The organism is Ruegeria sp. CG11, assembly GCF_056537245.1.
The window spans coordinates 522,384-543,132 of sequence record NZ_JBQFRE010000002.1 but is presented as its reverse complement, the minus strand read 5'-3'; the positions used below and the strand labels follow the sequence as shown (position 1 = coordinate 543,132).

At 58.5% G+C, this 20,749-nt stretch carries 25 protein-coding genes, 2 tRNA genes and 2 pseudogenes; 23 read left to right on the top strand and 6 right to left on the bottom strand.

The window, feature by feature from the left end; all coding sequences use genetic code 11:
* Positions 1-66 precede the first annotated feature (66 nt).
* The 6 genes from ACR0KW_RS08925 to ACR0KW_RS08900 are packed head-to-tail and all read left to right on the top strand — an operon-like array spanning position 67 to position 5,515.
* Positions 67-516 (top strand): c-type cytochrome, encoded by a 450-nt coding sequence (locus ACR0KW_RS08925; RefSeq protein ID WP_170448418.1) that lies wholly within the window; start codon positions 67-69, stop codon positions 514-516.
* A 16-nt stretch (positions 517-532) separates the two neighbouring features.
* The gene (locus tag ACR0KW_RS08920; protein WP_480804652.1) at positions 533-1,930 is read left to right on the top strand and encodes a cbb3-type cytochrome c oxidase subunit I; all 1,398 of its coding nucleotides are present in this window, start codon (positions 533-535) and stop codon (positions 1,928-1,930) included.
* A 5-nt stretch (positions 1,931-1,935) separates the two neighbouring features.
* Positions 1,936-2,745 (top strand): AAA family ATPase, encoded by an 810-nt coding sequence (locus ACR0KW_RS08915; RefSeq protein ID WP_480804651.1) that lies wholly within the window; start codon positions 1,936-1,938, stop codon positions 2,743-2,745.
* Between the two features lie 9 nt (positions 2,746-2,754).
* Positions 2,755-4,677, top strand: coding sequence for a nitric oxide reductase activation protein NorD (locus ACR0KW_RS08910; protein WP_480804650.1), 1,923 nt, complete (start codon positions 2,755-2,757; stop codon positions 4,675-4,677).
* Positions 4,674-5,222 carry a cytochrome c oxidase subunit 3 gene (locus ACR0KW_RS08905; RefSeq protein ID WP_480804649.1) on the top strand — a complete coding sequence of 183 codons (549 nt, stop codon included), beginning with the start codon at positions 4,674-4,676 and terminating at the stop codon, positions 5,220-5,222. The genes ACR0KW_RS08910 and ACR0KW_RS08905 overlap by 4 nt, the downstream gene beginning before the upstream one ends.
* 5 nt (positions 5,223-5,227) lie before the next feature.
* The gene (locus ACR0KW_RS08900) at positions 5,228-5,515 is read left to right on the top strand and encodes a cytochrome C oxidase subunit IV family protein (protein ID WP_480804648.1); all 288 of its coding nucleotides are present in this window, start codon (positions 5,228-5,230) and stop codon (positions 5,513-5,515) included.
* Positions 5,516-5,572: 57 nt separating this feature from the next.
* Here ACR0KW_RS08900 and hemA read toward each other — a convergent pair whose 3' ends face one another.
* On the bottom strand, positions 5,573-6,796 hold the full coding sequence (hemA, locus tag ACR0KW_RS08895; RefSeq protein WP_480804647.1) for a 5-aminolevulinate synthase: 1,224 nt from the start codon (positions 6,794-6,796) through the stop codon (positions 5,573-5,575).
* Between the two features lie 179 nt (positions 6,797-6,975).
* Between hemA and ACR0KW_RS08890 the strand changes: the two genes are divergently transcribed.
* A complete protein-coding gene (locus tag ACR0KW_RS08890) occupies positions 6,976-7,668 on the top strand; it encodes a Crp/Fnr family transcriptional regulator (protein ID WP_480804646.1) in 693 nt (230 codons plus the stop codon).
* Positions 7,669-8,073: 405 nt separating this feature from the next.
* Here ACR0KW_RS08890 and ACR0KW_RS08885 read toward each other — a convergent pair.
* A tRNA-Thr gene (locus tag ACR0KW_RS08885) sits at positions 8,074-8,148 on the bottom strand.
* 83 nt (positions 8,149-8,231) lie between these two features.
* On the opposite strand from ACR0KW_RS08885, the gene ACR0KW_RS08880 reads away from it, so the two are divergent.
* The 10 genes from ACR0KW_RS08880 (at position 8,232) to ACR0KW_RS08835 (ending at position 14,933) form a co-directional block, all read left to right on the top strand.
* The gene (locus ACR0KW_RS08880) at positions 8,232-8,387 is read left to right on the top strand and encodes a hypothetical protein (RefSeq protein ID WP_480804645.1); all 156 of its coding nucleotides are present in this window, start codon (positions 8,232-8,234) and stop codon (positions 8,385-8,387) included.
* Positions 8,388-8,393: 6 nt separating this feature from the next.
* Entirely contained in the window at positions 8,394-9,662 is a 1,269-nt protein-coding gene (murA, locus tag ACR0KW_RS08875; protein WP_480804644.1) for a UDP-N-acetylglucosamine 1-carboxyvinyltransferase, read from the top strand.
* Positions 9,659-10,135: a DUF2948 family protein gene (locus tag ACR0KW_RS08870; protein ID WP_170327940.1), complete on the top strand. Its 477-nt coding sequence runs from the start codon at positions 9,659-9,661 to the stop codon at positions 10,133-10,135. The genes murA and ACR0KW_RS08870 overlap by 4 nt, the downstream gene beginning before the upstream one ends.
* A 46-nt stretch (positions 10,136-10,181) precedes the next feature.
* Entirely contained in the window at positions 10,182-10,649 is a 468-nt protein-coding gene (locus ACR0KW_RS08865) for a GNAT family N-acetyltransferase (RefSeq protein WP_480804643.1), read from the top strand.
* A 53-nt stretch (positions 10,650-10,702) separates the two neighbouring features.
* Positions 10,703-12,004 (top strand): histidinol dehydrogenase, encoded by a 1,302-nt coding sequence (gene hisD / locus ACR0KW_RS08860; protein ID WP_480804642.1) that lies wholly within the window; start codon positions 10,703-10,705, stop codon positions 12,002-12,004.
* Between the two features lie 122 nt (positions 12,005-12,126).
* Entirely contained in the window at positions 12,127-12,924 is a 798-nt protein-coding gene (locus ACR0KW_RS08855; protein ID WP_480804641.1) for a hypothetical protein, read from the top strand.
* 86 nt (positions 12,925-13,010) lie between these two features.
* The gene (locus ACR0KW_RS08850) at positions 13,011-13,490 is read left to right on the top strand and encodes a UPF0262 family protein (RefSeq protein ID WP_170327937.1); all 480 of its coding nucleotides are present in this window, start codon (positions 13,011-13,013) and stop codon (positions 13,488-13,490) included.
* 3 nt (positions 13,491-13,493) lie between these two features.
* The gene (locus ACR0KW_RS08845) at positions 13,494-13,946 is read left to right on the top strand and encodes an arsenate-mycothiol transferase ArsC (RefSeq protein WP_170327936.1); all 453 of its coding nucleotides are present in this window, start codon (positions 13,494-13,496) and stop codon (positions 13,944-13,946) included.
* Positions 13,947-13,948: 2 nt separating this feature from the next.
* The gene (locus ACR0KW_RS08840) at positions 13,949-14,347 is read left to right on the top strand and encodes a ketosteroid isomerase-related protein (RefSeq protein ID WP_480804640.1); all 399 of its coding nucleotides are present in this window, start codon (positions 13,949-13,951) and stop codon (positions 14,345-14,347) included.
* Positions 14,340-14,933 carry a GNAT family N-acetyltransferase gene (locus tag ACR0KW_RS08835; protein ID WP_480804639.1) on the top strand — a complete coding sequence of 198 codons (594 nt, stop codon included), beginning with the start codon at positions 14,340-14,342 and terminating at the stop codon, positions 14,931-14,933. Before ACR0KW_RS08840 ends, ACR0KW_RS08835 begins: the two co-directional genes overlap by 8 nt.
* Before the next feature lie 49 nt (positions 14,934-14,982).
* Here ACR0KW_RS08835 and ACR0KW_RS08830 read toward each other — a convergent pair whose 3' ends face one another.
* Positions 14,983-15,183 carry a DUF1059 domain-containing protein gene (locus ACR0KW_RS08830; protein WP_480804638.1) on the bottom strand — a complete coding sequence of 67 codons (201 nt, stop codon included), beginning with the start codon at positions 15,181-15,183 and terminating at the stop codon, positions 14,983-14,985.
* A gap of 145 nt (positions 15,184-15,328) precedes the next feature.
* On the opposite strand from ACR0KW_RS08830, the gene ACR0KW_RS08825 reads away from it, so the two are divergent.
* The 6 genes from ACR0KW_RS08825 (at position 15,329) to ACR0KW_RS08800 (ending at position 18,456) form a co-directional block, all read left to right on the top strand.
* A complete protein-coding gene (locus ACR0KW_RS08825) occupies positions 15,329-16,204 on the top strand; it encodes a carbon-nitrogen hydrolase family protein (RefSeq protein ID WP_480804637.1) in 876 nt (291 codons plus the stop codon).
* Between the two features lie 91 nt (positions 16,205-16,295).
* Positions 16,296-16,514 carry a translation initiation factor IF-1 gene (gene infA, locus ACR0KW_RS08820; RefSeq protein WP_005978431.1) on the top strand — a complete coding sequence of 73 codons (219 nt, stop codon included), beginning with the start codon at positions 16,296-16,298 and terminating at the stop codon, positions 16,512-16,514.
* Between the two features lie 11 nt (positions 16,515-16,525).
* Positions 16,526-17,104 (top strand): Maf family protein, encoded by a 579-nt coding sequence (locus ACR0KW_RS08815; protein ID WP_480804636.1) that lies wholly within the window; start codon positions 16,526-16,528, stop codon positions 17,102-17,104.
* A complete protein-coding gene (locus tag ACR0KW_RS08810) occupies positions 17,101-18,123 on the top strand; it encodes a ribonuclease E/G (protein WP_480804635.1) in 1,023 nt (340 codons plus the stop codon). The genes ACR0KW_RS08815 and ACR0KW_RS08810 overlap by 4 nt, the downstream gene beginning before the upstream one ends.
* Complete coding sequence (locus ACR0KW_RS08805) at positions 18,120-18,302, top strand: DNA gyrase inhibitor YacG (RefSeq protein WP_480804634.1); 183 nt, start codon at positions 18,120-18,122, stop codon at positions 18,300-18,302. Before ACR0KW_RS08810 ends, ACR0KW_RS08805 begins: the two co-directional genes overlap by 4 nt.
* A gap of 79 nt (positions 18,303-18,381) precedes the next feature.
* Positions 18,382-18,456: transfer RNA gene (locus ACR0KW_RS08800), tRNA-Phe, on the top strand.
* A gap of 363 nt (positions 18,457-18,819) precedes the next feature.
* Here the strand turns inward: ACR0KW_RS08800 and ACR0KW_RS08795 are convergent.
* From ACR0KW_RS08795 to ACR0KW_RS08785, 3 genes and pseudogenes are all read right to left on the bottom strand, one after another.
* Entirely contained in the window at positions 18,820-19,194 is a 375-nt protein-coding gene (locus ACR0KW_RS08795; RefSeq protein ID WP_480804728.1) for a very short patch repair endonuclease, read from the bottom strand.
* A gap of 97 nt (positions 19,195-19,291) precedes the next feature.
* Positions 19,292-20,176: pseudogene (locus tag ACR0KW_RS08790) on the bottom strand (DNA cytosine methyltransferase); the annotation flags it as partial.
* A 77-nt stretch (positions 20,177-20,253) separates the two neighbouring features.
* A pseudogene (locus ACR0KW_RS08785) lies at positions 20,254-20,379 on the bottom strand (DNA cytosine methyltransferase); the annotation flags it as partial.
* Between the last annotated feature and the right edge of the window lie 370 nt (positions 20,380-20,749).

The window sequence follows — 20,749 nt, the reverse complement described above, 5'->3', positions numbered from 1 at the left end:
TAAGGAGACACCATGGCCCAACCGCCATGTTGATCAGACAAGCTAATCTGCGCAAAGGAGAGCGCAATGCGAGAAGTCATGACCAAGAGCATGGCCCGCAACATATTTTATGGCGGGTCACTGTTCTTTATCCTCATCTTTCTGGCCCTGTCGGCCCATTCGCACTGGTATATCGTGAATTCCGAGAACTCGGCAAAACTCGATGAAAGTGTGGTCCGGGGCAAACATGTCTGGGAAAAACACGCCTGTATCAACTGTCATACGATCTTGGGTGAAGGGGCCTACTTTGCTCCCGAAGTCGCGAACGTCATGACTCGCTGGGGCGTCCTCGACGACCCGGAATCGGCCTTTGAATCCCTTAAAGGCTGGATGGAGGCGCAGCCGACCGGCATTCCCGGTCGTCGGCAGATGCCGCAATTCAACCTCAGCGACGAAGAACTCCGCGACCTGACCAACTTCCTGATCTGGACGGACAATATCGACGCTCAGGGCTGGCCGCCCAACGAGGCAGGCTGAGAAAGGGAACGGAGAAATGAAATACGAATCCCAAAAAATCGCCTACGCCTACTTTGCGGTGGCAATGGCCCTGTTTGCGATCCAGGTGATCGGCGGTCTTCTGGCCGGTCTGATCTATGTGTTCCCAAACTTCCTGAGTGAGCTTCTGCCGTTCAACATCGTGCGGATGCTGCACACCAACTCGCTGATCGTCTGGCTGATCCTGGGCTTCTTCGGTGCGGCTTACTTCCTGATCCCGGAAGAATCCGAGCGCGAGATCCACTCGCCCAAGCTGGCCTATCTACAGCTGATCATTCTTGTGGTCGGTACTTTGGGCGTGGTTGTGACCTATGTCTTCAACCTGTTCGAAGGCAACTGGCTGCTGGGTAAAGAAGGCCGCGAGTTCCTTGAACAGCCCAAATGGGTCAAGGCGGGCATCGTCGTGGCCGCGCTGATCTTCCTTTACAACGTGTCGATGACCGTTCTGAAGGGCAAGAAGACCGCCATCACCAACATCCTTCTGTTGGGGCTGTGGGGTCTGGCGCTGCTGTTCCTGTTCGCCTTCTACAACCCGGGCAACCTGGCTCTGGACAAACAATACTGGTGGTATGTTGTCCACCTGTGGGTCGAAGGCGTCTGGGAACTGATCATGGCCTCGATCCTGGCCTACCTGATGCTGAAGCTGACCGGTGTGGACCGTGAGGTCGTCGAAAAATGGCTCTATGTCATCGTCGCCGCCGCTCTGTTCTCGGGCATCCTCGGGACAGGTCACCACTACTACTGGATTGGTACGCCTGCGTACTGGCAGTGGATCGGTTCGATCTTCTCGAGCCTCGAAGTGATCCCGTTCTTCGCGATGATGGCCTTTGCCTTCGTCATGGTCTGGAAGGGCCGTCGTGACCACCCCAACAAGGCCGCGCTGCTGTGGTCGCTGGGCTGTGCCACGCTCGCCTTCTTCGGTGCCGGTGTCTGGGGCTTCCTGCACACGCTGCACGGGGTGAACTACTATACCCACGGTACGCAGATCACCGCAGCACACGGTCACTTGGCCTTCTACGGTGCCTACGTCTGCCTCAACTTGGCGATCTTCAGCTATGCAATGCCGATCCTGAAAAACCGTGATCCGTACAACCAGGTGCTGAACATGGGTTCGTTCTGGCTGATGACCAGCGGCATGGTCTTCATGACCTTCGTGCTGACCTTCGGCGGTACCGTGCAGACGCACATGCAACGTGTGGTTGGTGACTATTTCATGGACGTGCAAGACCAGATCGCGATCTTCTACTGGATGCGTCTTGGTTCGGGTGTCGTCGTTGTCCTCGGTGCGCTGCTGTTCATCTACTCGATCTGGGTGCCCCGGAAAGAGATGGTTGAACCCGGCCCGATCGAACGCGACCGTCTGGAAAACGATCCTGACCACGTCACAGCGGAGTAATGGATATGGATGGCTCCATAAAAATGAATGAGGGGGCGGCGAACGCCCCCTTCTACCTGCCCCAAAGCGATGAATGCGATGTGTTCACCGCTGCTTACAACAACGACCTGCCGGTACTACTGAAGGGGCCGACAGGCTGCGGCAAGACCCGCTTCGTGGCCCATATGGCCGCCCGTCTGGGTCGTCCGCTTTATACCGTGGCCTGCCACGACGATTTGGCCGCTGCCGACCTGATCGGGCGCTATCTGCTGAAGGGTGGCGAGACCGTGTGGGTCGATGGCCCCCTGACCCGCGCGGTCCGCGAAGGTGCGATCTGCTACCTTGATGAGGTGGTTGAGGCCCGCAAGGACGTGACCGTCGTGCTGCACCCGCTGACCGACGACCGGCGCATCCTGCCGATCGACCGCACGGGTGAAGAACTTGAGGCCGCACCCGGCTTCATGCTGGTGGCCTCGTACAACCCCGGTTACCAGAACATCCTGAAAACCCTGAAACCCTCGACCCGGCAACGGTTCATCTCGCTCGAGTTCGACTTTCCGTCGCCCGAGATGGAGGCCGAGGTTGTCGCCCAGGAAAGCGGGCTGGCGCTGGAGCGCTGCAAGCCGCTGATCCGGCTGGCGAACAAGCTGCGCGGGCTCAAGGGTCAGGACCTTGAGGAAGGCGTTTCCACCCGTCTGGTTGTCTATGCCGCGACGCTGATCGCACAGGGCATGTCGACCGACCGCGCCATCCTTGCCGCTATGATCGAACCTCTGACTGATGACGAGGACATCAAACGCGGGCTCCTCGATCTTGTCACGGCTGTCTTTGGGTGAGGCCGGCCGATGGTCAGGATCGAATTTGAGCCATGGGAACCCGAAGAAACGATCGGGAAACTGTGGCACACCCTTGCCAGCCGCCTCGATGCACCTGAGGTGCATGTTGGAGCCGCGGTCGACCTCTCAGAGGTCGCGGGGCGGCTGGCAGTCCTCTTTCGAGGGCTTGGGGGTAGTCCGGGCGTTGAATTGCGCCCGGTCTCGCCCGAGGTTTCACGTCACCGCCTGAGCTGGCGCCGCAAGTTGGCCACCGAGGTCGAACTGATGCCACGCGCATCGTTCGACGGCGAGGTGTTGCGCCTGCCGGATCGTCTGGCGGTTTATCCCCTGCGCGAGGCGAATGGCGCGCTTTATGTCTGGCTGGCCGCTGCGGCCGCTCATGCCGGAACCCGAATTGACGAAGAAGACCCGCTGCGCGCCGATCTGCACGCGCTGGCTGCGGCCCGGCAGATGGTTGAGGCCACGCTGGAAGACGCGCCGGGTCTGCGCCCGCTTTACACAGAACTGTGCAAGGGGTTGCTGCATCAGCGCAGCGTCCCCGATTTGCCGCCGGTTGAGGCTGCGGTGGAAGGCATCGTTCGCCATATGCTGGGCGATCCCGAACCGTTGTCGGATTGCGCCCAGTCGTTCCTAGAGATGGGCGATGAGGTTACGGCCCCGCGTGGCTATCAGCCGTTCCGCCCGGTGCCCCTGTGGCCCGAGTTGCGCGCTGTTGGCTTTTCCGAACATAACGAGGTCGAAAATCCGGAAACCGAAGGCGAGCCCGAAGAGTCCGGCGAAAAGACCCACCGCGCTCGCCGCCGTAAATCTGATCAGGCCGAGCGGAAAGACAGCCTGATCCTGCACAAGTTCGAGGCGATCCTCAGCTGGGCCGAGTTCCTGAACCTCAACCGCCGGGTCGATGATGACGACCCCGACAACGCCAAAAAGGCAGCGGACGATCAGGAAGAGATCGGGCTGGGGCAGATTTCCAAGGCACCGCCCACCAAGCTGAAACTGCATCTGGATCTCGCGCCCGAGGATGTGAACCGCGAACGCCTTTCCGGCCGTATCCTCTATCCCGAATGGGATGTGCGCACCGGGCAGTATCTGCCGGACCACGTGAATGTTCTGCTGTCTGACGCAGATATCCGCGAAGACGCCGCCGAGTTTGGCAAGGACCCCGCCACCGCCCGCCGCATCCGCGCCGTCAAGCGCCAGTTCGAGGCCCTGCGCCCCGGACGTGTCATGACGCGCGGCCATCTGGACGGGGATCAGTTGGATATCGAAGCCGCCGTCCGTGCTGAAACCGACCGGATGGCCAGCGGCGAAGGCAACGAACGCGTCTGGATGCAATCCCGCCCCGTGGCGCGTGATCTGGCTGTGTCGATTCTGCTGGATGTCAGCCGGTCCACCGAAAGCGCAGTCACAGGCCGCGCCGTGATCGATATCGAACGCGAGGCGTTGGCCGCGCTCGCCTGGGGCCTGAATGCCTGTGGTGACGATTTCGCCATCCACGCCTTCAGCTCGCTGAAGCGTCAGCGGGTCTATGTGCAGCGTTGCAAACGGTTTGATGAACCGATGGGCACAACGGTTGAACAGCGGATCGCTTCATTGCGGCCGGGTCACTACACGCGGCTGGGCGCTGCGATCCGTCACTGCTCTGCCGATCTGGCCAAGCAATCCCGTAAACGCCGGTTGCTGCTGGTGATCACCGATGGCAAGCCCAACGATCTGGACCACTACGAGGGCCGCCACGGTATCGAGGACACCTGCATGGCGGTGCGTGAGGCGCGCCGCGCCGGGCAGTCGGTCTTTGGCGTCACTATCGACAAGACCGGCAAAAGCTGGTTCCCACGCATGTTCGGGCAGGGCGGTTTTGCCGTTATCCCCGACCCGCATCGCCTGACGATGGCCCTGCCGCAGATCTACCGTCAACTGGTCGGCGCATGAGCGATACCTCTCTGATCGACGAGCTTCCGGGCGAGTTGCTGATGTGGGTTCTGATCATCTCGGAATTGCTGGTCTTCGGCGCCGGGATGATCGCCTTTATGGGCGTGCGCCTGACCGACCCGGCGGGCTTTGCCGAGGCGCAGTCGCATCTGCACCGAACGGGGGCGGCGTTCAATACCGCTGTTCTGGTCACGTCTGGCTATCTGGCCGCGCAGGCCCTGCACTGGCGGCAGGCTGCCCGTCGCGGAGCGGCGCGCCTGGCCCTGATTGGGGCGGCCTTGCTGGGCGTGGTGTTCCTGATCATCAAGGGCACGGAATACGCGGACAAAGCGGCACAGGGCATCGGTTTCGAAACGCATCCGTTCTTTTTGTTCTACTATCTGCTGACCGGGTTTCACGCCGCACATGTGCTGGCCGGGGTAGGTATCTTGCTGCTGGTCGCGTGGCGGGATGAGCCTCGCAATATCGAGGCGGGCGCTCAGTTCTGGCATATGGTCGATCTAGTCTGGATCATGTTGTTCCCCGTGATCTACCTGCTGGGATGAAAACAATGGGCGTTTCATCATCGATACCCAAGCACTCCCGCCGGAGGCTCCCAAGCCCGATCACACGTGCCTGGCTTACCCTGTTGGCGCTCAGCTTCGCATCCGCAATGCTGACCATGATGCCTATACCATCGAAGCTTTTGGGCGGTGGAATACTGATCCTTGCGCTGGCTAAATCCCGCATAATCCTTGCCCAATATCTGGACCTTGCCACCAGCCCGCCCTGGCTGCGCGGCTTCACCATGGTCCTCACCGGGTTCGCAGTGGTGATCTTCGGCCTTTTCTTGATCTGAAAAAGAAAAAAGCCGCCCTAAAAAGGGCGGCAGTTATCCAAGCAAGGGGCGCTATGGTTATTGGGCGGCCATCGGCATCCGCGCGATCTGGCACCGTTGCCACAGGGCTGACAGCGCATTGACCAGATGGTCGATATCGGCGTCGGTATGAACCGGAGACGGCGTGATCCGCAGACGCTCGGTCCCTTTGGGGACCGTGGGATAGTTGATCGGCTGGATGTAGATGCCGAACTCTTCCAACAGCGTGTCCGAGATGAATTTGCATTTCACCGGATCACCGACCATCACCGGGATGATGTGGCTGGGGTTGGGCAGATGCGGGATGCCTTCAGCATCCAAGCGGGCGCGAACCTGCGCCACGCGGGCCTTTTGCAGATCGCGTTCGGCATTCGATTGTTTCAAGTGCCGGATCGAGGCCGCAGCACCGGCTGCGATCGACGGGGGCAGGGCGGTGGTGAAAATGAACCCGCTGGCAAAACTGCGCACAAAGTCACACAGCGCGGCAGAGGCGGCGATGTAACCACCAACTACACCGAAGGCCTTGCCCAGCGTGCCTTCGATCACGGTCAGGCGATCCATCAGACCTTCGCGCTCGGCAATACCGCCGCCGCGCGGGCCATAGAGGCCAACGGCGTGAACCTCATCCAGATAGGTCATGGCACCGTACTTGTCGGCCAGATCGCAGATCTCTTTAATGGGCGCGATGTCGCCGTCCATGGAATAGACTGATTCAAAGGCGATCATCTTCGGCGCGTCGGGATCAGCGGCGGCCAGTTTCGCCTCAAGATCCTCAAGATCGTTGTGTTTCCAGATGACCTTTTGTGCGCGTGAGTGGCGGATGCCTTCGATCATCGAGGCGTGGTTCAAGGCATCTGAAAACACAATCAGGCCGGGGATTTTCGAGGCCAGCGTGCCAAGGGCCGCCCAGTTCGAAACATAACCCGAGGTAAACAAAAGCGCGGCTTCCTTGCCGTGCAGATCGGCCAGTTCGGCCTCCAGCAGCACATGGTCATGCGTGGTGCCCGAGATGTTCCGGGTTCCACCCGCGCCTGCACCGCAGCGGTCCAGCGCGTCATGCATGGCCGAAATCACGGCAGGATGCTGGCCCATGCCGAGGTAGTCGTTCGAGCACCAGATCCGCACGTCCCGCTGCACCTGCCCGTCGGTTTGGCGCGCATTCGGGAAGGATCCACAGCGACGTTGCAAATCGATGAAGACGCGATAGTTTCCTTCTTCCCGCAAATTTTCGAGGCTCTGGCTGAAAAATCGCTCGTAGTCCATCTTTCTGGCTCCCCGGAATACTGGCTTTGGAGTGAAATTATGCGTGTTGCGCCCCCCGCGACATGACTATTGTCAAGTTGACCCACGAAAAGGCTGGTGCGTGGTGCAGAGCTTTGGCATAGCCTGAGTTCGAAGGAATGTACCGGTCAGAAGATCGACTAGGGAAAAGGGGAACCTTCTTGGCTCACGAAGCGCAAAAAGCAATCGCGCGGCAATCGCTCCTGCTCAAGAGTTTGCCGGATCAGCATGTCGACACTCTGCTCAGTCACGCGATCTGGCGCAGTTATGATCGTGGCGAGACGATTTTCCTGCAGGAAGAAGAGGCCAAGGCCGTTCACGTTATTCTGGCGGGCTGGGTCAAGCTGTTCCGTATGTCCCCCACCGGGGCCGAGGCCGTGGTGAGTGTCTTTACCCGCGGCGAAAGCTTTGGAGAGGCGGTCGCGCTGAGAAATGTCCCGTACCCGGTGTCCGCCGAGGCTGTGTCAGCCTGCGAGATCATGCATATCCCCAGCCCGGTACTGCTGTCGCTGATGAAGGAAGACCCCGAAATCGGCGTGTCTATCCTGGCCTCGACCTTTACCCATCTGCACGCGCTGGTGGCGCAGCTTGAACAGCTCAAGGCGCAGACGGGGGCGCAGCGGGTGGCCGAGTTCTTGCTGAACTTGTGCGACGTCGATGTTGATGCCTGCGACGTGGAGCTGCCCTATGACAAGATGCTGATTGCCGGGCGTCTGGGGATGAAGCCCGAAAGCCTGAGCCGCGCCTTTTCGCGCCTCAAGACGGTTGGTGTTAAGATCAACCGCAACCACGCGGTGATTGCCGATATCGAACGCCTGCGGGACTATGCCGAGAGCGATCCATCCGAAAAATGACGAGCGAGGTTCAGCGTTTCGATTTCCATCCGGGTGATCTGAAAACTAAGCGCATGGCCTGACGCAGGATGTTACCCCCTTAATGTCGCGGATCAGTTGCGGCCATTCCCAAAACCGTACCTAGGCCGGCTTAAGCAGCATGAGTCCTATTTTGTTGAGTGATACAAAGCGGGAGATTAAATGGCTCGGAATGCCAAAAGGAGAAAGATGCTGCGAGAGAATAAGTTCTGCATCTATTGCGGAGGCGATGAGCCAAGTACGACTTGGGACCACATGCCAAACAAAGGGATGTTTCCCAGGGGCCGGCATCATCTTCACTCGCTTCAATGTACCACCTCCATGTACCGGGCACGGTGGCGTGACACCCTAAATACAAGGGCAATCATGAAAATAAGGGTGATTAGATGGTGCTGCTGGAGAGAATTGAACTCTCGACCTCTCCCTTACCAAGGGAGTGCTCTACCTCTGAGCTACAGCAGCACTGTGGGCGGGTGATTAGACTCAAACGAAACGGGGCGCAAGGGTGTCTGGACGGTTTTTTTCGCCTCCTGTAGAGAAAGATCATGACGGATAAAAATTCACCCAAAAAACATGGCAAATCCGGGGATGCGCGCGAAGAGCGGCTGAAGGCGGCGCTGAAAGCAAATATGGCGCGGCGTAAGGCGCAGGCCAAGGCGCGGGCAACCCAAACCGACAAAGCCGACAAGGACGAGGGATAAGAGCAGATGGATTCGATTCTGGTGACGGGCAACGGGCCGCTGAACGGTCAGATACCGATTGCGGGGGCCAAGAATGCGTGTCTGACGCTGATGCCCGCAACCTTGCTGAGCGAAGAACCGCTGACGCTGACCAATGCGCCGCGGCTCAGCGACATAAAGACCATGACCGCACTGTTGCAATCTCTGGGGGCAGAGGTGTCTTCGCTGCAGGATGGGCAGGTGCTGGCGATGTCCAGTCATGACCTGACCAGCCACACCGCGGATTACGAGATCGTGCGCAAGATGCGGGCGTCGAATCTGGTGCTCGGTCCGTTGCTGGCCCGGTTCGGAGAGGCCGTCGTGTCGCTGCCCGGTGGGTGTGCGATCGGCGCGCGACCGATGGACCTGCATGTTGAGGGACTCGAAGCGCTGGGCGCTGAGATCGAACTTGAAGACGGTTATCTGCACGCCAAGGCGCCGGGTGGCCTGAAAGGTGCGGTGCATGAGATGCGCTTTGCCTCTGTCGGCGCGACCGAGAATATCGTCATGGCGGCCACGCTGGCCAAAGGTACCACGGTACTGAAGAACGCCGCGCGTGAGCCCGAGATCGTCGATCTGGTCGAATGCCTACGCAAGATGGGCGCGCAGATTTCGGGCGAGGGGACCTCGACCATCGAAATCCAGGGTGTAGATCGCCTGCACGGTGCGACGCATCAGGTTGTGACCGACCGGATTGAGTTGGGCACCTATATGCTGGCTCCGGCCATCTGCGGTGGTGAGGTCGAACTGCTGGGCGGACGGATGCGCCTTGTCGAATCCTTTGCTGAAAAACTGGATGCAGCAGGTATCAGCGTTACGGAAACCGCCGCGGGCCTGAAAGTGGCGCGCAAGAATGGGCGTGTCCGGGCCGTTGATGTGGTCACCGAACCGTTCCCCGGTTTCCCGACCGATCTGCAGGCGCAGATGATGGCGCTGATGTGCACGGCCGAAGGCACCTCGGTTCTGGAAGAACGTATTTTTGAGAACCGCTTCATGCACGCGCCCGAACTGGTACGTATGGGGGCGAATATCGAAGTGCACGGTGGTACGGCTACGGTCACCGGTGTCGAGCAACTGAAGGGCGCGCCGGTGATGGCGACGGACCTGCGCGCTTCGGTCTCGCTGATTCTGGCGGGGCTGGCGGCCGAAGGGGAAACCACTGTCAGCCGGGTCTATCATTTGGATCGCGGATATGAACATGTGGTGCGCAAGCTGGAAGGCGTGGGTGCCAAAATCGAACGGATCAAGGGCCAATGACAGACGCAAGTTTTCACGATGGGCGCGAAGCCCCGCTAAACCTCGGTGCCGAGGATGGCGATGACCTGCAGGTGATCTCGACCCTGACACAGGACGCCGTGTTCCCGGCGAACGAGATGACATGGCAACCGTCGCAGCGCCGGTTTGGTCTGTTGCTGAACCGCTTTCGGTGGGAGGACAAGGACGCCGCGACCCGCCGTGGGCGTGCGTTTGAGCGGGTGCAGTCGGTTCTGGTATTCGATTCAGTGCTCTCGGTGGCCAGCCAGGGAGTTGACCGCGGCGAAAAGGACATGGTGATGTCCCTGCTATCGGTCGATTTCGAAGCGGGTGAGGACGGTGCAGGCCAGATCATCCTGACTCTGGCGGGGGACGGTGCGATCCGTCTGACGGTTGAGGCGATTGATGCTACGCTCAAGGATGTGACCCGCCCCTATCAGGCCCCATCAGGTCAGGCCCCAAACCATCCAGAATAAGCGCGGCATATCGCAAGCGTTCTCCAGACCTTCGGCGGGTCTGGAGTTGCGCCGTGCGACCGTGTTCGACGTGTTCGATCTGAGCCGGGTTCTGATCCGCTCGATCACGCAGCTTTGTCATGCAGACCACCGGGGTTACCCGCAGGCCATCGCGAAATGGACGGCGAACAAGGACCCGGAAACGATCCGGGGCTGGATCAGGGATGGCGCGCAAATTTGGGTGGCCGAACGCGCAGGGCAGGTGGCTGCCGTGGGTGGCCTGCGCGACGATGAGATCACGCTGCTTTATATCGATCCGGACCACACCGGTCATGGCATCGGGTCGGTCTTGCTGCATCGGCTTGAACAGGAATTGATCGCTTCGGGCTATACCGAAGCCCGGCTTGAGGCGACGCAAACGGCGCAGGCGTTTTATCGGCGGCATGGCTGTCAGCCCACCGGGCAATGCGGCGCGCGCGGCGACGTTTCCTGTTTCGCCATGCGCAAATCGCTGCACCCTGCCGAGAAGGGTTGAGGCCAGCCGATCCCGGCGATATGTCCCGATGAAACGCCCCGGAGAGCCAGACCATGCCCGTTTTCCTCGATTCCTCGTCACCCGAGTTTGAAGCCGCCTTTCAGGCGCTGTTGTCGGCCAAGCGCGAAGACAGCCCGGATGTGGATGCTGTCGTTGCAGAGATCATCGAGGATGTGCGCACCCGGGGCGACGAGGCAGTCATTGAACTGACCGCCAAGTTTGACCGTTTGGAGCTGACGTCTGAGACGCTGGCCTTTTCTGCCGATGAGATTGCGGCAGCGGTCGCACAAGTCTCGGACGCGGATCGGGCCGCACTGGAACTGGCCGCCGAACGCATCCGGGCCTATCACGAAAAGCAGATGCCCGAGGATCGTCAGTGGACTGAATCCACCGGGGCAACGCTGGGCTGGCGCTGGTCGGCGGTCTCTGCAGCGGGGCTTTATGTGCCGGGTGGTTTGGCCTCTTACCCGTCGTCGGTTTTGATGAACGCAATTCCGGCTAAAGTGGCGGGGGTTGAACGGCTGGCCATTGCGGTGCCTACACCGGACGGGCAGGCGAACCCTCTGGTCCTGCTGGCGGCGCAATTGTCGGGCGTGGATACGATCTATCGCATCGGTGGCGCGCAGGCGATTGCGGCGCTGGCCTATGGCACTGAGACCGTCATGCCGGTGGACAAAATCACCGGCCCCGGTAACGCTTTTGTCGCCGCCGCCAAGCGCCGGGTTTTCGGCAAGGTGGGCATCGACATGATTGCGGGTCCGTCCGAAATCCTGGTGATTGCGGACAAGGACAACGACCCCGACTGGATCGCGCTGGACCTGCTCAGCCAGGCCGAGCATGACGAAAGCGCGCAATCCATCCTGATCACCGATGATGCCGGTTTCGGTCAGGCTGTGGCAGAGGCCGTCGAGAAACGTCTGGAAACCCTGCAACGCCGTGCCATTGCCGGGGCCAGTTGGCGCGACTTCGGTGCGGTGATCACCGTGCGTGACCTGGACGAGGCCGCCGCGCTGTCGAACCGCATCGCCCCGGAACACCTCGAGCTGTGCGTCGCCGACCCAGTGGAACTCAGCCAGAAAACCATTCACGCCGGTGCAATCTTTCTGGGTCAGTACACGCCCGAAGCCATTGGCGACTATGTCGGCGGCCCCAACCACGTTTTGCCCACGGCACGCTCGGCCCGGTTCTCCTCGGGCCTCAGCGTGATGGATTTCCTCAAACGCACCACTCTCAGCCAGATGACGCCGGAAGCGCTGCGCGCGATTGGCCCCGCAGCCGGGCAGCTGGCCCAGTCGGAAAGCCTGGAAGCGCATGGTTTGTCGGTTACGGCGCGGCTTAAACGTTTGAACGGATAAGTTCTATATGGCCTGCCGGACACACCGTTATTCAATCTGATGCCCGGCAGGTCGAACAGGCTTGAACCTGATCACCAACCTGAGGCGCAGTCGCAGCGGTAATCAGGTGAAAGGAGTTGAACTTGGAGCGCGTGGCTACCCTCTGGATCGGAGCAAAGTTCAGCTTTCTGGAGCACCTGTGCCTGAAGTCCTTTGCCGATGTCGATCAAAAGCCGATTGTCTATCATTATGGAGACCTCGAAGACATCCCGGACTATATCGAAGCCCGGGACGCGCGCGAGATTTTTGACACTCCCGAGATTTACTGTGATCCGGTCACCCGATCCGTGGCCGTTCACGCAGACCTGTTCCGACTGAAGCTTCTTCAACAGACCGATTACATCTGGGCGGATGCCGATGCTTATGCAGTGCGCCCTTTCGAGACCAGAGAAGGGTATCTTTTCCCGTTTGCAAATCGGGGCAGACGGCGGATCATGAGTGGCGTTTGGGCTATGCCGGGGGACAGCCCTGCGTTGCAGAACATGTGTAAATATGCTTTCGACAGTGATCTCGTCCCTGCTTGGTGGACTGATCAGAAAAAAGAAGCCTACCGCGCCATCTTTGAGACCTCCACATACTGGAGTCTGCCTCTCTTCAGTTTTGGCCCCCCGATGCTGTTCCACTATATTTTTGGTACGCCCGAACACAAAATGGCGGTGCCACGCCCGGAGTTGTATCCGATCCCTTTGCGACACCGTTACCTTTGGAATGAGCCGGATATGTCCAAGCTTGAGTTTCTTGAGTGGGACAAGAAAATGTCCATTCATTTCTACGGGTCGTGGTTTCGCAAGATTTTTAAAGGCCGCAAAATCAACGAGGGTTCGCTTGTCGACACGCTTTTGTGCAAACACGGCATCGATCCGTCGGATCACCCGATTTAAACGTAGCGCTCAAACGGATACCGAGTGCGTTGCCCATTCAATTCCCATGCGCTAAGTCTGTGCCGACTTGAACGGACCCGACTCCTATGACCCGCATTTCGCATATTGAACTGGATGACCGAAACCTGCCTCCGCCGACCCCCGAGATCGAGCAGGAGCGCAAGGTTGCCATCTATGATCTGCTGGAAGACAACAGCTTTGCGTTGCCCCAGCGCGAAGATCGGGCCGTACCGGACGGGCCGTACCACGTGCAGTTGTCGATCCGGGACAAGCGGCTGGTATTCGACGTCGCCACCGAAGCCGAAGAAAAAGCGGCCGAGTTCCATTTGTCGCTTGGCCCGTTCAAACAGGTGGTTAAAGACTATTTCCAGATCTGCGAAAGCTATTTCAACGCGGTCAAGACCCTGCCGCCCAGCCAGATCGAAACCATCGACATGGCCCGTCGCGGCATCCACAACGAAGGCAGCCGTGTGCTGCAGGAGCGCTTGGAAGGAAAAGCGGAAATCGATACCGACACCGCCCGTCGCCTGTTCACGCTGATCTGCGTGCTGCACTTCGGGGGGTGACGGGTGACGCCTTTGCCGCAGTCGGTTCTGTTCTGTTGCGACCACAATTCGGTCCGGTCGCCGATGGCCGAAGGCATCATGAAGAAATTCTATGGCACCGGGACCTATGTGCAATCGGCTGGTGTGCGGAACGACTTTGAGATTGACGGGTTCTGCATTTCGGTCTGCCATGAGATCGGGGTCGAGCTATCCCGGCACCGGACGCGATCGTTTGACGAGATGCAGGAATGGGGCGATGACCTCAGCTCTTTTGACCTGGTGGTTGCTCTGTCGCCCGCCAGTCAGCGAAAAGCGCTGGAACTGACCCGGATTTTTCACCTGGATGTCGATTATTGGCCAATAATGGACCCTACCGGACTGGGCGAGAATCGCGAAGCAAAGCTATTTCACTACCGACAGACCCGCGATCAGATCATCGGGCATCTAAAAGAGCGCTGGGGCGAGCCTACGGAGTGACCATGAACCAGACCGTCAAAACCTATTTCGAGGCTTTCAACGCGGGCGATGTGGACGGCATGTTGGCCTGCCTTTCTGATGACGTGGCGCATCACGTGAACGAAGGCCAGATCCGCGTTGGCAAAGAGAAATTCACGGCCTTCTGCGATCACATGAACCGCTGCTACAAAGAGAACCTGACCGATATCGTTGTGTTCGAAGCCGAAGGCGGCACCCGCGCCGCGGCCGAGTTCATCGTCAATGGTACCTATCTGGAAACCGATGAGGGCCTGCCCGAGGCGCATGGCCAGACCTACCGCCTGCCCGCCGGGTCGTTCTTTGACCTGAAGGATGGCAAAATCACCCGCGTCACCACCTTCTACAACCTTGCAGACTGGACCAAGCAGGTCTCAAATGGCTGAGGTCACCACCGTCCGCGCCCTGACCGGAGCGGCGCTTGAGGTCGCTCTGGATGACGTGGCACGGTTGCGGATCGAAGTGTTTCGGGCTTGGCCGTACCTGTATGACGGTGATCAGGGTTATGAACGCAAGTACCTGCAATCCTACCGTGACAGCGACAAGGCGATTGTGGTCGGAGCTTTCGATGGTGACCGCCTGATCGGGGCCTCGACCGGGGCTCCTCTGACCGAACACGCCGATGATTTCGCCGCGGCATTCGAAGGGTCCGGGTTGAATCTGTCCGAAATCTTCTACTGCGCCGAATCCGTTCTCTTGTCGGATTATCGGGGGCAGGGCGTCGGCCACACGTTCTTCGACCTGCGCGAGGCCCATGCCCGCGCGCTGGGTTTCACAAAATGCGCCTTCTGCAGCGTCCAGCGCCCGACAGACCATCCGATGCGGCCAGAAGGTTACCGCCCGCTGGATGCCTTCTGGCGCACGCGGGGATATGAACCGCTGCCCGGTGCGGTGGCGCAGTTTTCGTGGAAAGATGTTGGTCAAGAGGATGAGACCCAGAAACCATTGCAGTTCTGGATCAGGGATCTGTGAGTGGTAATTGTTGTTTTAGATCAGTGTCGCTGTATCGCTACCCCGCCAATTAAACACTCACCGGCTTAATCAAGGTCGCTAAGTATTCCCGTGTTTGACTGTCCCAGTCACCTGGGTTTTCTCCGTGGGCAACCTGAGCGTGAAGCTCCATGAGTTTCCAAACTTCTTCCCTGGATTCCGCCACCACGCTCGCAGGGCAAGCCTCCATACCTTCGCAATCACGACACGAGTATGAAAATGCATCAACCATAGGTCTTCTCCTCTCATATCAATCAAATGATAGCAGGCCTGTGAAACCTTTCCGAATCCGGCGTCGCAGCTGTTGCAACCGGGCTGTACAGATTGCGACGTAAACTTCTAAGGTCGTGTAAATTTACCCTAAAGGAACCCACCTCATGAAAGTCGCAACCGCTGCCTATAACCTCGATTGGCTCGATAGTTGGGCGCAGTATGAGGACAAGCTGGATCGTTGGGTCTCGGACGCTGCAGAGCAGGGGGCTGAGTTGCTGGTTTTCCCTGAATACGGCGCGATGGAGCTTTCGACGCTCGATGGCGCCGATGTGGCCGGTGATCTGGAACGCTCAATCCGGGCAGTGTCGGACCGGATGGAGGAGGCTCGGGCCCTGCATCAGCGTCTGGCACAGGAATACAACACATACATTCTGGGCGCATCGGCTCCGGTCGTGGATGGCCCGGGCCGTCCGGTGAACCGCGCCGCGTTCTATGCCCCCGATGGTCAGCAGAATCACCAGGACAAACAGATCATGACCCGGTTCGAGCGTGAGGATTGGGATATCGCGCCCGGCGGCCCGCTCAAGCTGTTCGACACTGCCTTGGGCAAGATCGGCGTTCTGATCTGCTATGACAGTGAGTTTCCCCTGTTGGGTCGTGCCTTGCAGGAGGCGGACCTGATCCTCGTCCCATCCTGCACCGAAGCGCTGGCGGGCTATTGGCGCGTTCGCATCGGCGCGATGTCACGGGCGCTGGAAAATCAATGTGTTACAGTGATGGCGTCCTTAGTCGGCAACAATGACTGGTCCGAGGCGGTGGACATGAACACCGGCACCGGTGGCATTTTCGGCCCGCCGGACAAGGGGTTCCCGCAGACTGGAGTGCTGGCCGAAGGTGCGCTGAACCAGCCCGGCTGGACCTATGCGGATATCGACCTTTCGGCCATTGAAAACGTCCGCGCCGATGGTCACGTGTTGAACCGGACTCACTGGGATGAGCAGACTTCCCGAGTCGATTCTGTCACATTATCGCCTCTTTAGGTGATTCCGCCCTTGAAATAGGGCTAAAATGGGCTCATTTAAGCCCACATCCCCGTAGATTCTGCGGGTGCAATGTAATGATGGAGACAACATGGCCAAGGAAGATACGCTCGAATTTCCCGGTGTCGTGAAGGAACTCCTGCCTAATGCGACGTTTCGGGTCGAGCTGGAAAACGGCCATGAGATCATCGCACATACGGCAGGCAAGATGCGCAAGAACCGCATCCGTGTTCTGGCCGGCGACAAGGTTCAGGTCGAGATGACCCCGTATGATCTGACCAAGGGTCGGATCAACTACCGCTTCAAGTAACGCCTGCCGCAATGGCGTTTATCTTAGGATCGGGCAGCCCAAGGCGGCTGGACCTGCTGGCCCAGCTTGGCGTGCAGCCCGATGCAATCCGCGCCCCTGATATCGATGAAACGTCTTTGAAGGGCGAGTTGCCCGTGCCCTATTGCAGCCGCATCACGCGGGCAAAAGTGCAGGCGGTTCAGGCGGATAACGACGATTTCACCCTGTGCGCGGACACGACTGTCGCGCTGGGCCGCCGCATTCTGGGTAAACCCGTAGACGCAGGGCAAGCGGCTGAGTTTCTGCACGCCCTGTCCGGTCGGAGGCACCGCGTGATCACTTCGGTCGCCGTACGGCGCGGGGATCGCGTACTGCAACGCGACGTGGTTTCTCAGGTCAAGGTCAAACGTCTGTCGGACGTTGAGATCAACGCCTATCTGGCGACCGGAGATTGGCAGGGCAAGGCAGGCGCCTATGCCATCCAAGGTCCGGCTGGCGCGTTCATCCCGTGGATTTCGGGCTCGTTCACTGGCATTGTGGGCCTGCCCCTGTCTGAGACCGCCACCCTTTTGCAAGGTATCGGCTATCCCCTGTATCGTGAGGCATCATGAAGGGTCGCACCATCGTTCTGGACCACATCGACAACCGCGAAGCCGCCGCTTTGATGGTAGATGGGAAATTGGATGATTTCCTGATTGCCGCAGACGCGCCTGCGCCGGGCACGATCTATCGCGCCCGTGCCGACCGCCCCGTCAAAGGGCAGGGCGGTATGTTCCTGACAACACCCGATGGTCCGGCCTTTTTGCGGCAGGTCAAGGGACTGGCACCCGGTGCCCTGTTGCTGGTGCAGGTGACGGGTTTTGCCGAGCCGGGCAAAGCACTGCCGGTCACTGACCGCGTCCTGTTCAAAAGCCGCTATGCGATTGTCACGCCAGACGCGCCGGGCCTGAATATCTCGCGCTCCATCCGTGACGAGGAAGAGCGCGACCGCCTGCTCGAGATTGCTCATGAGTGCATGGAGGGCAGCGACTACGGTCTGATCTTGCGGTCATGCTGTGCGGGGGAAGATGCAGGCGAGATTGCCGAAGACATCAGCGCTATGCTGGCTCATGCCGATCAGGTTCTGAACGACCCGGGGACTGAACCCGAGCTGCTACTTGAAGGCGACGGCCCACATGTGTTGGCCTGGCGCGACTGGACCGACCCGGCTGAGGTCGTGACACAGGCAGGCGGGTTCGAGGCGCAGGGCGTGCTCGATGCGCTGGACGTGGTACGCGGGATTTCCGAGCCGCTGCCCGGCGGAGGGCACCTCTATATCCAACCCACGCGCGCTCTGGTCGCTGTGGATGTGAACACCGGGTCCGATACGTCTCTGGCCGCCGGAACCAAAGCCAATTTCGCCTGTGCCAAAGCGCTGGCCCGAGCACTGCGCGTGCGCGGTCTTGGCGGGCAAATCACTGTGGATCTGGCTCCGATGCCCAAAAAGGACCGCCGCGGGTTTGAGTCAGCCCTACGTGCGGCGTTCAAGACCGATGGGATCGAGACCACCCTGGCAGGTTGGACTCCTTTGGGTCACTATGAGCTACAGCGCAAACGTGGTCGCATCCCTCTGACAGAGGTGCTGAAATGAGCTGCCCGATCTGCGGCGAAGACACGGTGGTAAAATTCCGCCCGTTCTGTTCCAAACGCTGTGCGGACATTGATTTGGCCAAATGGCTGAACGGGTCTTACGCAGTTCCGTCACAGCGGGAAGAGGACTTGGATGCGGATGTTTCCGAGAACGAAACAGAGCAATCGCGCCTACATTGAAAAAATGTAAAAAAGCCTCTGGACACTGCCTGTAGCAAGTCATAGAAGGCCTCCACCCAACGATAAACATCGTTCCCGTGCCCGGGTAGCTCAGGGGTAGAGCAGTGGATTGAAAATCCTCGTGTCGGTGGTTCGATTCCGCCCCCGGGCACCATTTTTTACAAGTAAAATAAGTGCGTTAGGGGCGTGGCCGTTTCTGCTCCTTGCTGATTGATTGCCCCGGACTGCGCCGGGACTGCAGTTAAAGTATTGGGCTGCTATTTCCCGCTCCCATTTGTTGCGCGGCGGCAGCTTCCGGACAATTTGGCACGATTTCCCGGACAATCTGACAAGGTGCTTTGGCCACTAAGCAGACCTTCTCTGCAGGCGCAAACTCAACTGCTTTAGTTCCAGTCGCCAAGAAAACCTAGGCTGACAATCTCTGTCAATGCGCGCCAATGCGGACATTCAGAAGTGCCAAGAGCTCCTTATTGTTGACCGTTTGCCCTGCATTCTGCACGTTGGTCCAGCTTGCGATTCACCCAGCGAGAAATCTAATCAGCTTTTCTTTTAGCGAGATTTGCTCTTTTGTTTCGCACTCCCAGACTATCAGAACTTGCCAACCAAGAGCACCAAGCTGCGAAATATGCTGTTTATTACGCCTAACATTGTCGGCAAATTTCTTCTCCCAAAACGCGGTTCTTGTTTTTGGTGTGGTTGTTCGAGAGCAGTTTTCGTGCCTATGCCAGAAGCAGCCATGCACGAATATGATCTTCTTGAATCGGGGAAACACAAGATCAGGAGATCTAGGTAGAGTTTTAACATGAAGCCGATACCGATACCCAAGTGAGTGGCAAAGGCGGCGAACTATCATTTCTGGCTTCGTCCCTTTTTGCCCAATTGACGCCATCATCTTGAACCGCTGAGGGTCAATTGGCTCCTGAAATTCGGGTTTCGCTTTAGCCATATCTCAAAAGGGTCATTCCCGACTGGGGAGAGACTTTTCTCACTTAATCTTCGGATTCAAGAATAGGCTGGGGCTCGAAGGTACAATCAACGGATGCGTCCAAAACGGAAAGCCATTCGGCGATCGGCTTCAAAAGCGCCGCTCCGAGGTCTACCGGGACGGCGTTGCCTATCTGACGGCCCGCGGCAGTGAGGCCGCCCGAAAAGACAAAATTATCAGGAAACGTTTGCATTCGAGCGGCTTGTCGAACAGTGATTCCATGATGCTCAGTCGGGTGAACAAACCGCCCTTTGGATGGATTGATGCAGGCAGTTGTCATCGTCGGGCCTGGTTGACCCGGGTCAATTCTTCCATAAACGTCTTTATGACCGTCGTGTTTCTCGTGGCACGGCAGTATCCTACCCGAGTCCTTGTTCGACCCGCCGTTGGGAGGTGTGTTTCGAAACGCTTCGACCAATTCACGCCCATGTTTCATGTGTATGTCATTGGGGTCTTGGTCAGGCGCTGCTCGGAACACCTTCTTACAGCTTACCCACGGAGACAGACCGTCGTCGCAATTGGAGTGACTCGGCGCGGGAGGCCATAAGAGCGCGGACGCTGAAAGGTCATTTCGTGTCCCTAATATGAACACACGCTTTCGTCTTTGAGGAACACCAAAGTCTCTTGCATCCAAAATAGCAGGAGGGAAAACTTTGTAGCCAGCTTTCTCGGCTCTTGAGTTGAATTCCTCCAGGAACTTTTCCAGCCGCGGCCACAAAATCCCGGGAACGTTCTCCATAAGGAACGCACGGGGGCGTAGAGTTTCGACGAAATTGAAGTAACTGAGGATGAGCTTGTTTCTTGGGTCGTCAACCCCGGCATCATTGATGCGATGAGTGGAGAAACCCTGACATGGTGGGCCTCCAAGAACGATATTGCATTCGGTTTCGGAGAAGTGCTTTTTTCAAGACGTGTAGGCTTCAGTTCATTGATGCTGTCGTCATAAAGAGTCGTTTTTAACTGTAGTTTCGTGTTGAAGTTTTCCCGGTACGTGTCGACGGCAAACTTGTCGTTCTCAACCGCAAATTCCACATGGAACCCAGCATTGTAGGCTGCCAGGGAAAACCCTCCAGCACCGCAGAACAAATCCACTGCCTGTAGTTGATTGGTAGACGTGTCCACAAGGACCCGATGTAGGTTGTTTCCTCCGTCCAACCGGCGCAATCCCTTTGGTCGTTTGATTGCCAATAGCTCAATGCAAACTGTTTCGCGCTACCATAGGGGGGTGATCGAGGTTTTCAAGAAAATGGCGAGCAGGATGATGCGATACGCCCACACTTGCAAACAAAGTAATTGAACAGACCGTCGGTCTCCTCGGATCATTGAACAGCTTGGAGACCAATCCTTGAGTGGTTAGTGGGGTTGTCTGCTTTGAAAAGTTGGCTTCTGGAGAATAACCTTCAGAGAACTAACAAAGAAACATCTGAAATGTGCCTTCACGACGATGAATTGTGGGAAAAGC

What these genes read in the sequence shown, in the direction of transcription:
- ACR0KW_RS08810 (WP_480804635.1), top strand. Translation starts at nt 17,101, where the DNA reads ATGAAGGGTCGCACCATCGTTCTGGACCACATCGACAACCGCGAAGCC.
- ACR0KW_RS08870 (WP_170327940.1), top strand. Translation starts at nt 9,659, where the DNA reads ATGACAGACGCAAGTTTTCACGATGGGCGCGAAGCCCCGCTAAACCTC.
- ACR0KW_RS08825 (WP_480804637.1), top strand. Translation starts at nt 15,329, where the DNA reads ATGAAAGTCGCAACCGCTGCCTATAACCTCGATTGGCTCGATAGTTGG.
- hisD (WP_480804642.1), top strand. Translation starts at nt 10,703, where the DNA reads ATGCCCGTTTTCCTCGATTCCTCGTCACCCGAGTTTGAAGCCGCCTTT.
- ACR0KW_RS08900 (WP_480804648.1), top strand. Translation starts at nt 5,228, where the DNA reads ATGGGCGTTTCATCATCGATACCCAAGCACTCCCGCCGGAGGCTCCCA.
- ACR0KW_RS08835 (WP_480804639.1), top strand. Translation starts at nt 14,340, where the DNA reads ATGGCTGAGGTCACCACCGTCCGCGCCCTGACCGGAGCGGCGCTTGAG.
- ACR0KW_RS08925 (WP_170448418.1), top strand. Translation starts at nt 67, where the DNA reads ATGCGAGAAGTCATGACCAAGAGCATGGCCCGCAACATATTTTATGGC.
- infA (WP_005978431.1), top strand. Translation starts at nt 16,296, where the DNA reads ATGGCCAAGGAAGATACGCTCGAATTTCCCGGTGTCGTGAAGGAACTC.
- murA (WP_480804644.1), top strand. Translation starts at nt 8,394, where the DNA reads ATGGATTCGATTCTGGTGACGGGCAACGGGCCGCTGAACGGTCAGATA.
- ACR0KW_RS08830 (WP_480804638.1), bottom strand. Translation starts at nt 15,183, where the DNA reads ATGGTTGATGCATTTTCATACTCGTGTCGTGATTGCGAAGGTATGGAG.
- ACR0KW_RS08795 (WP_480804728.1), bottom strand. Translation starts at nt 19,194, where the DNA reads ATGATGGCGTCAATTGGGCAAAAAGGGACGAAGCCAGAAATGATAGTT.
- ACR0KW_RS08840 (WP_480804640.1), top strand. Translation starts at nt 13,949, where the DNA reads ATGAACCAGACCGTCAAAACCTATTTCGAGGCTTTCAACGCGGGCGAT.
- ACR0KW_RS08910 (WP_480804650.1), top strand. Translation starts at nt 2,755, where the DNA reads ATGGTCAGGATCGAATTTGAGCCATGGGAACCCGAAGAAACGATCGGG.
- ACR0KW_RS08850 (WP_170327937.1), top strand. Translation starts at nt 13,011, where the DNA reads ATGACCCGCATTTCGCATATTGAACTGGATGACCGAAACCTGCCTCCG.
- ACR0KW_RS08815 (WP_480804636.1), top strand. Translation starts at nt 16,526, where the DNA reads ATGGCGTTTATCTTAGGATCGGGCAGCCCAAGGCGGCTGGACCTGCTG.
- ACR0KW_RS08880 (WP_480804645.1), top strand. Translation starts at nt 8,232, where the DNA reads ATGACGGATAAAAATTCACCCAAAAAACATGGCAAATCCGGGGATGCG.
- hemA (WP_480804647.1), bottom strand. Translation starts at nt 6,796, where the DNA reads ATGGACTACGAGCGATTTTTCAGCCAGAGCCTCGAAAATTTGCGGGAA.
- ACR0KW_RS08915 (WP_480804651.1), top strand. Translation starts at nt 1,936, where the DNA reads ATGGATGGCTCCATAAAAATGAATGAGGGGGCGGCGAACGCCCCCTTC.
- ACR0KW_RS08920 (WP_480804652.1), top strand. Translation starts at nt 533, where the DNA reads ATGAAATACGAATCCCAAAAAATCGCCTACGCCTACTTTGCGGTGGCA.
- ACR0KW_RS08905 (WP_480804649.1), top strand. Translation starts at nt 4,674, where the DNA reads ATGAGCGATACCTCTCTGATCGACGAGCTTCCGGGCGAGTTGCTGATG.
- ACR0KW_RS08805 (WP_480804634.1), top strand. Translation starts at nt 18,120, where the DNA reads ATGAGCTGCCCGATCTGCGGCGAAGACACGGTGGTAAAATTCCGCCCG.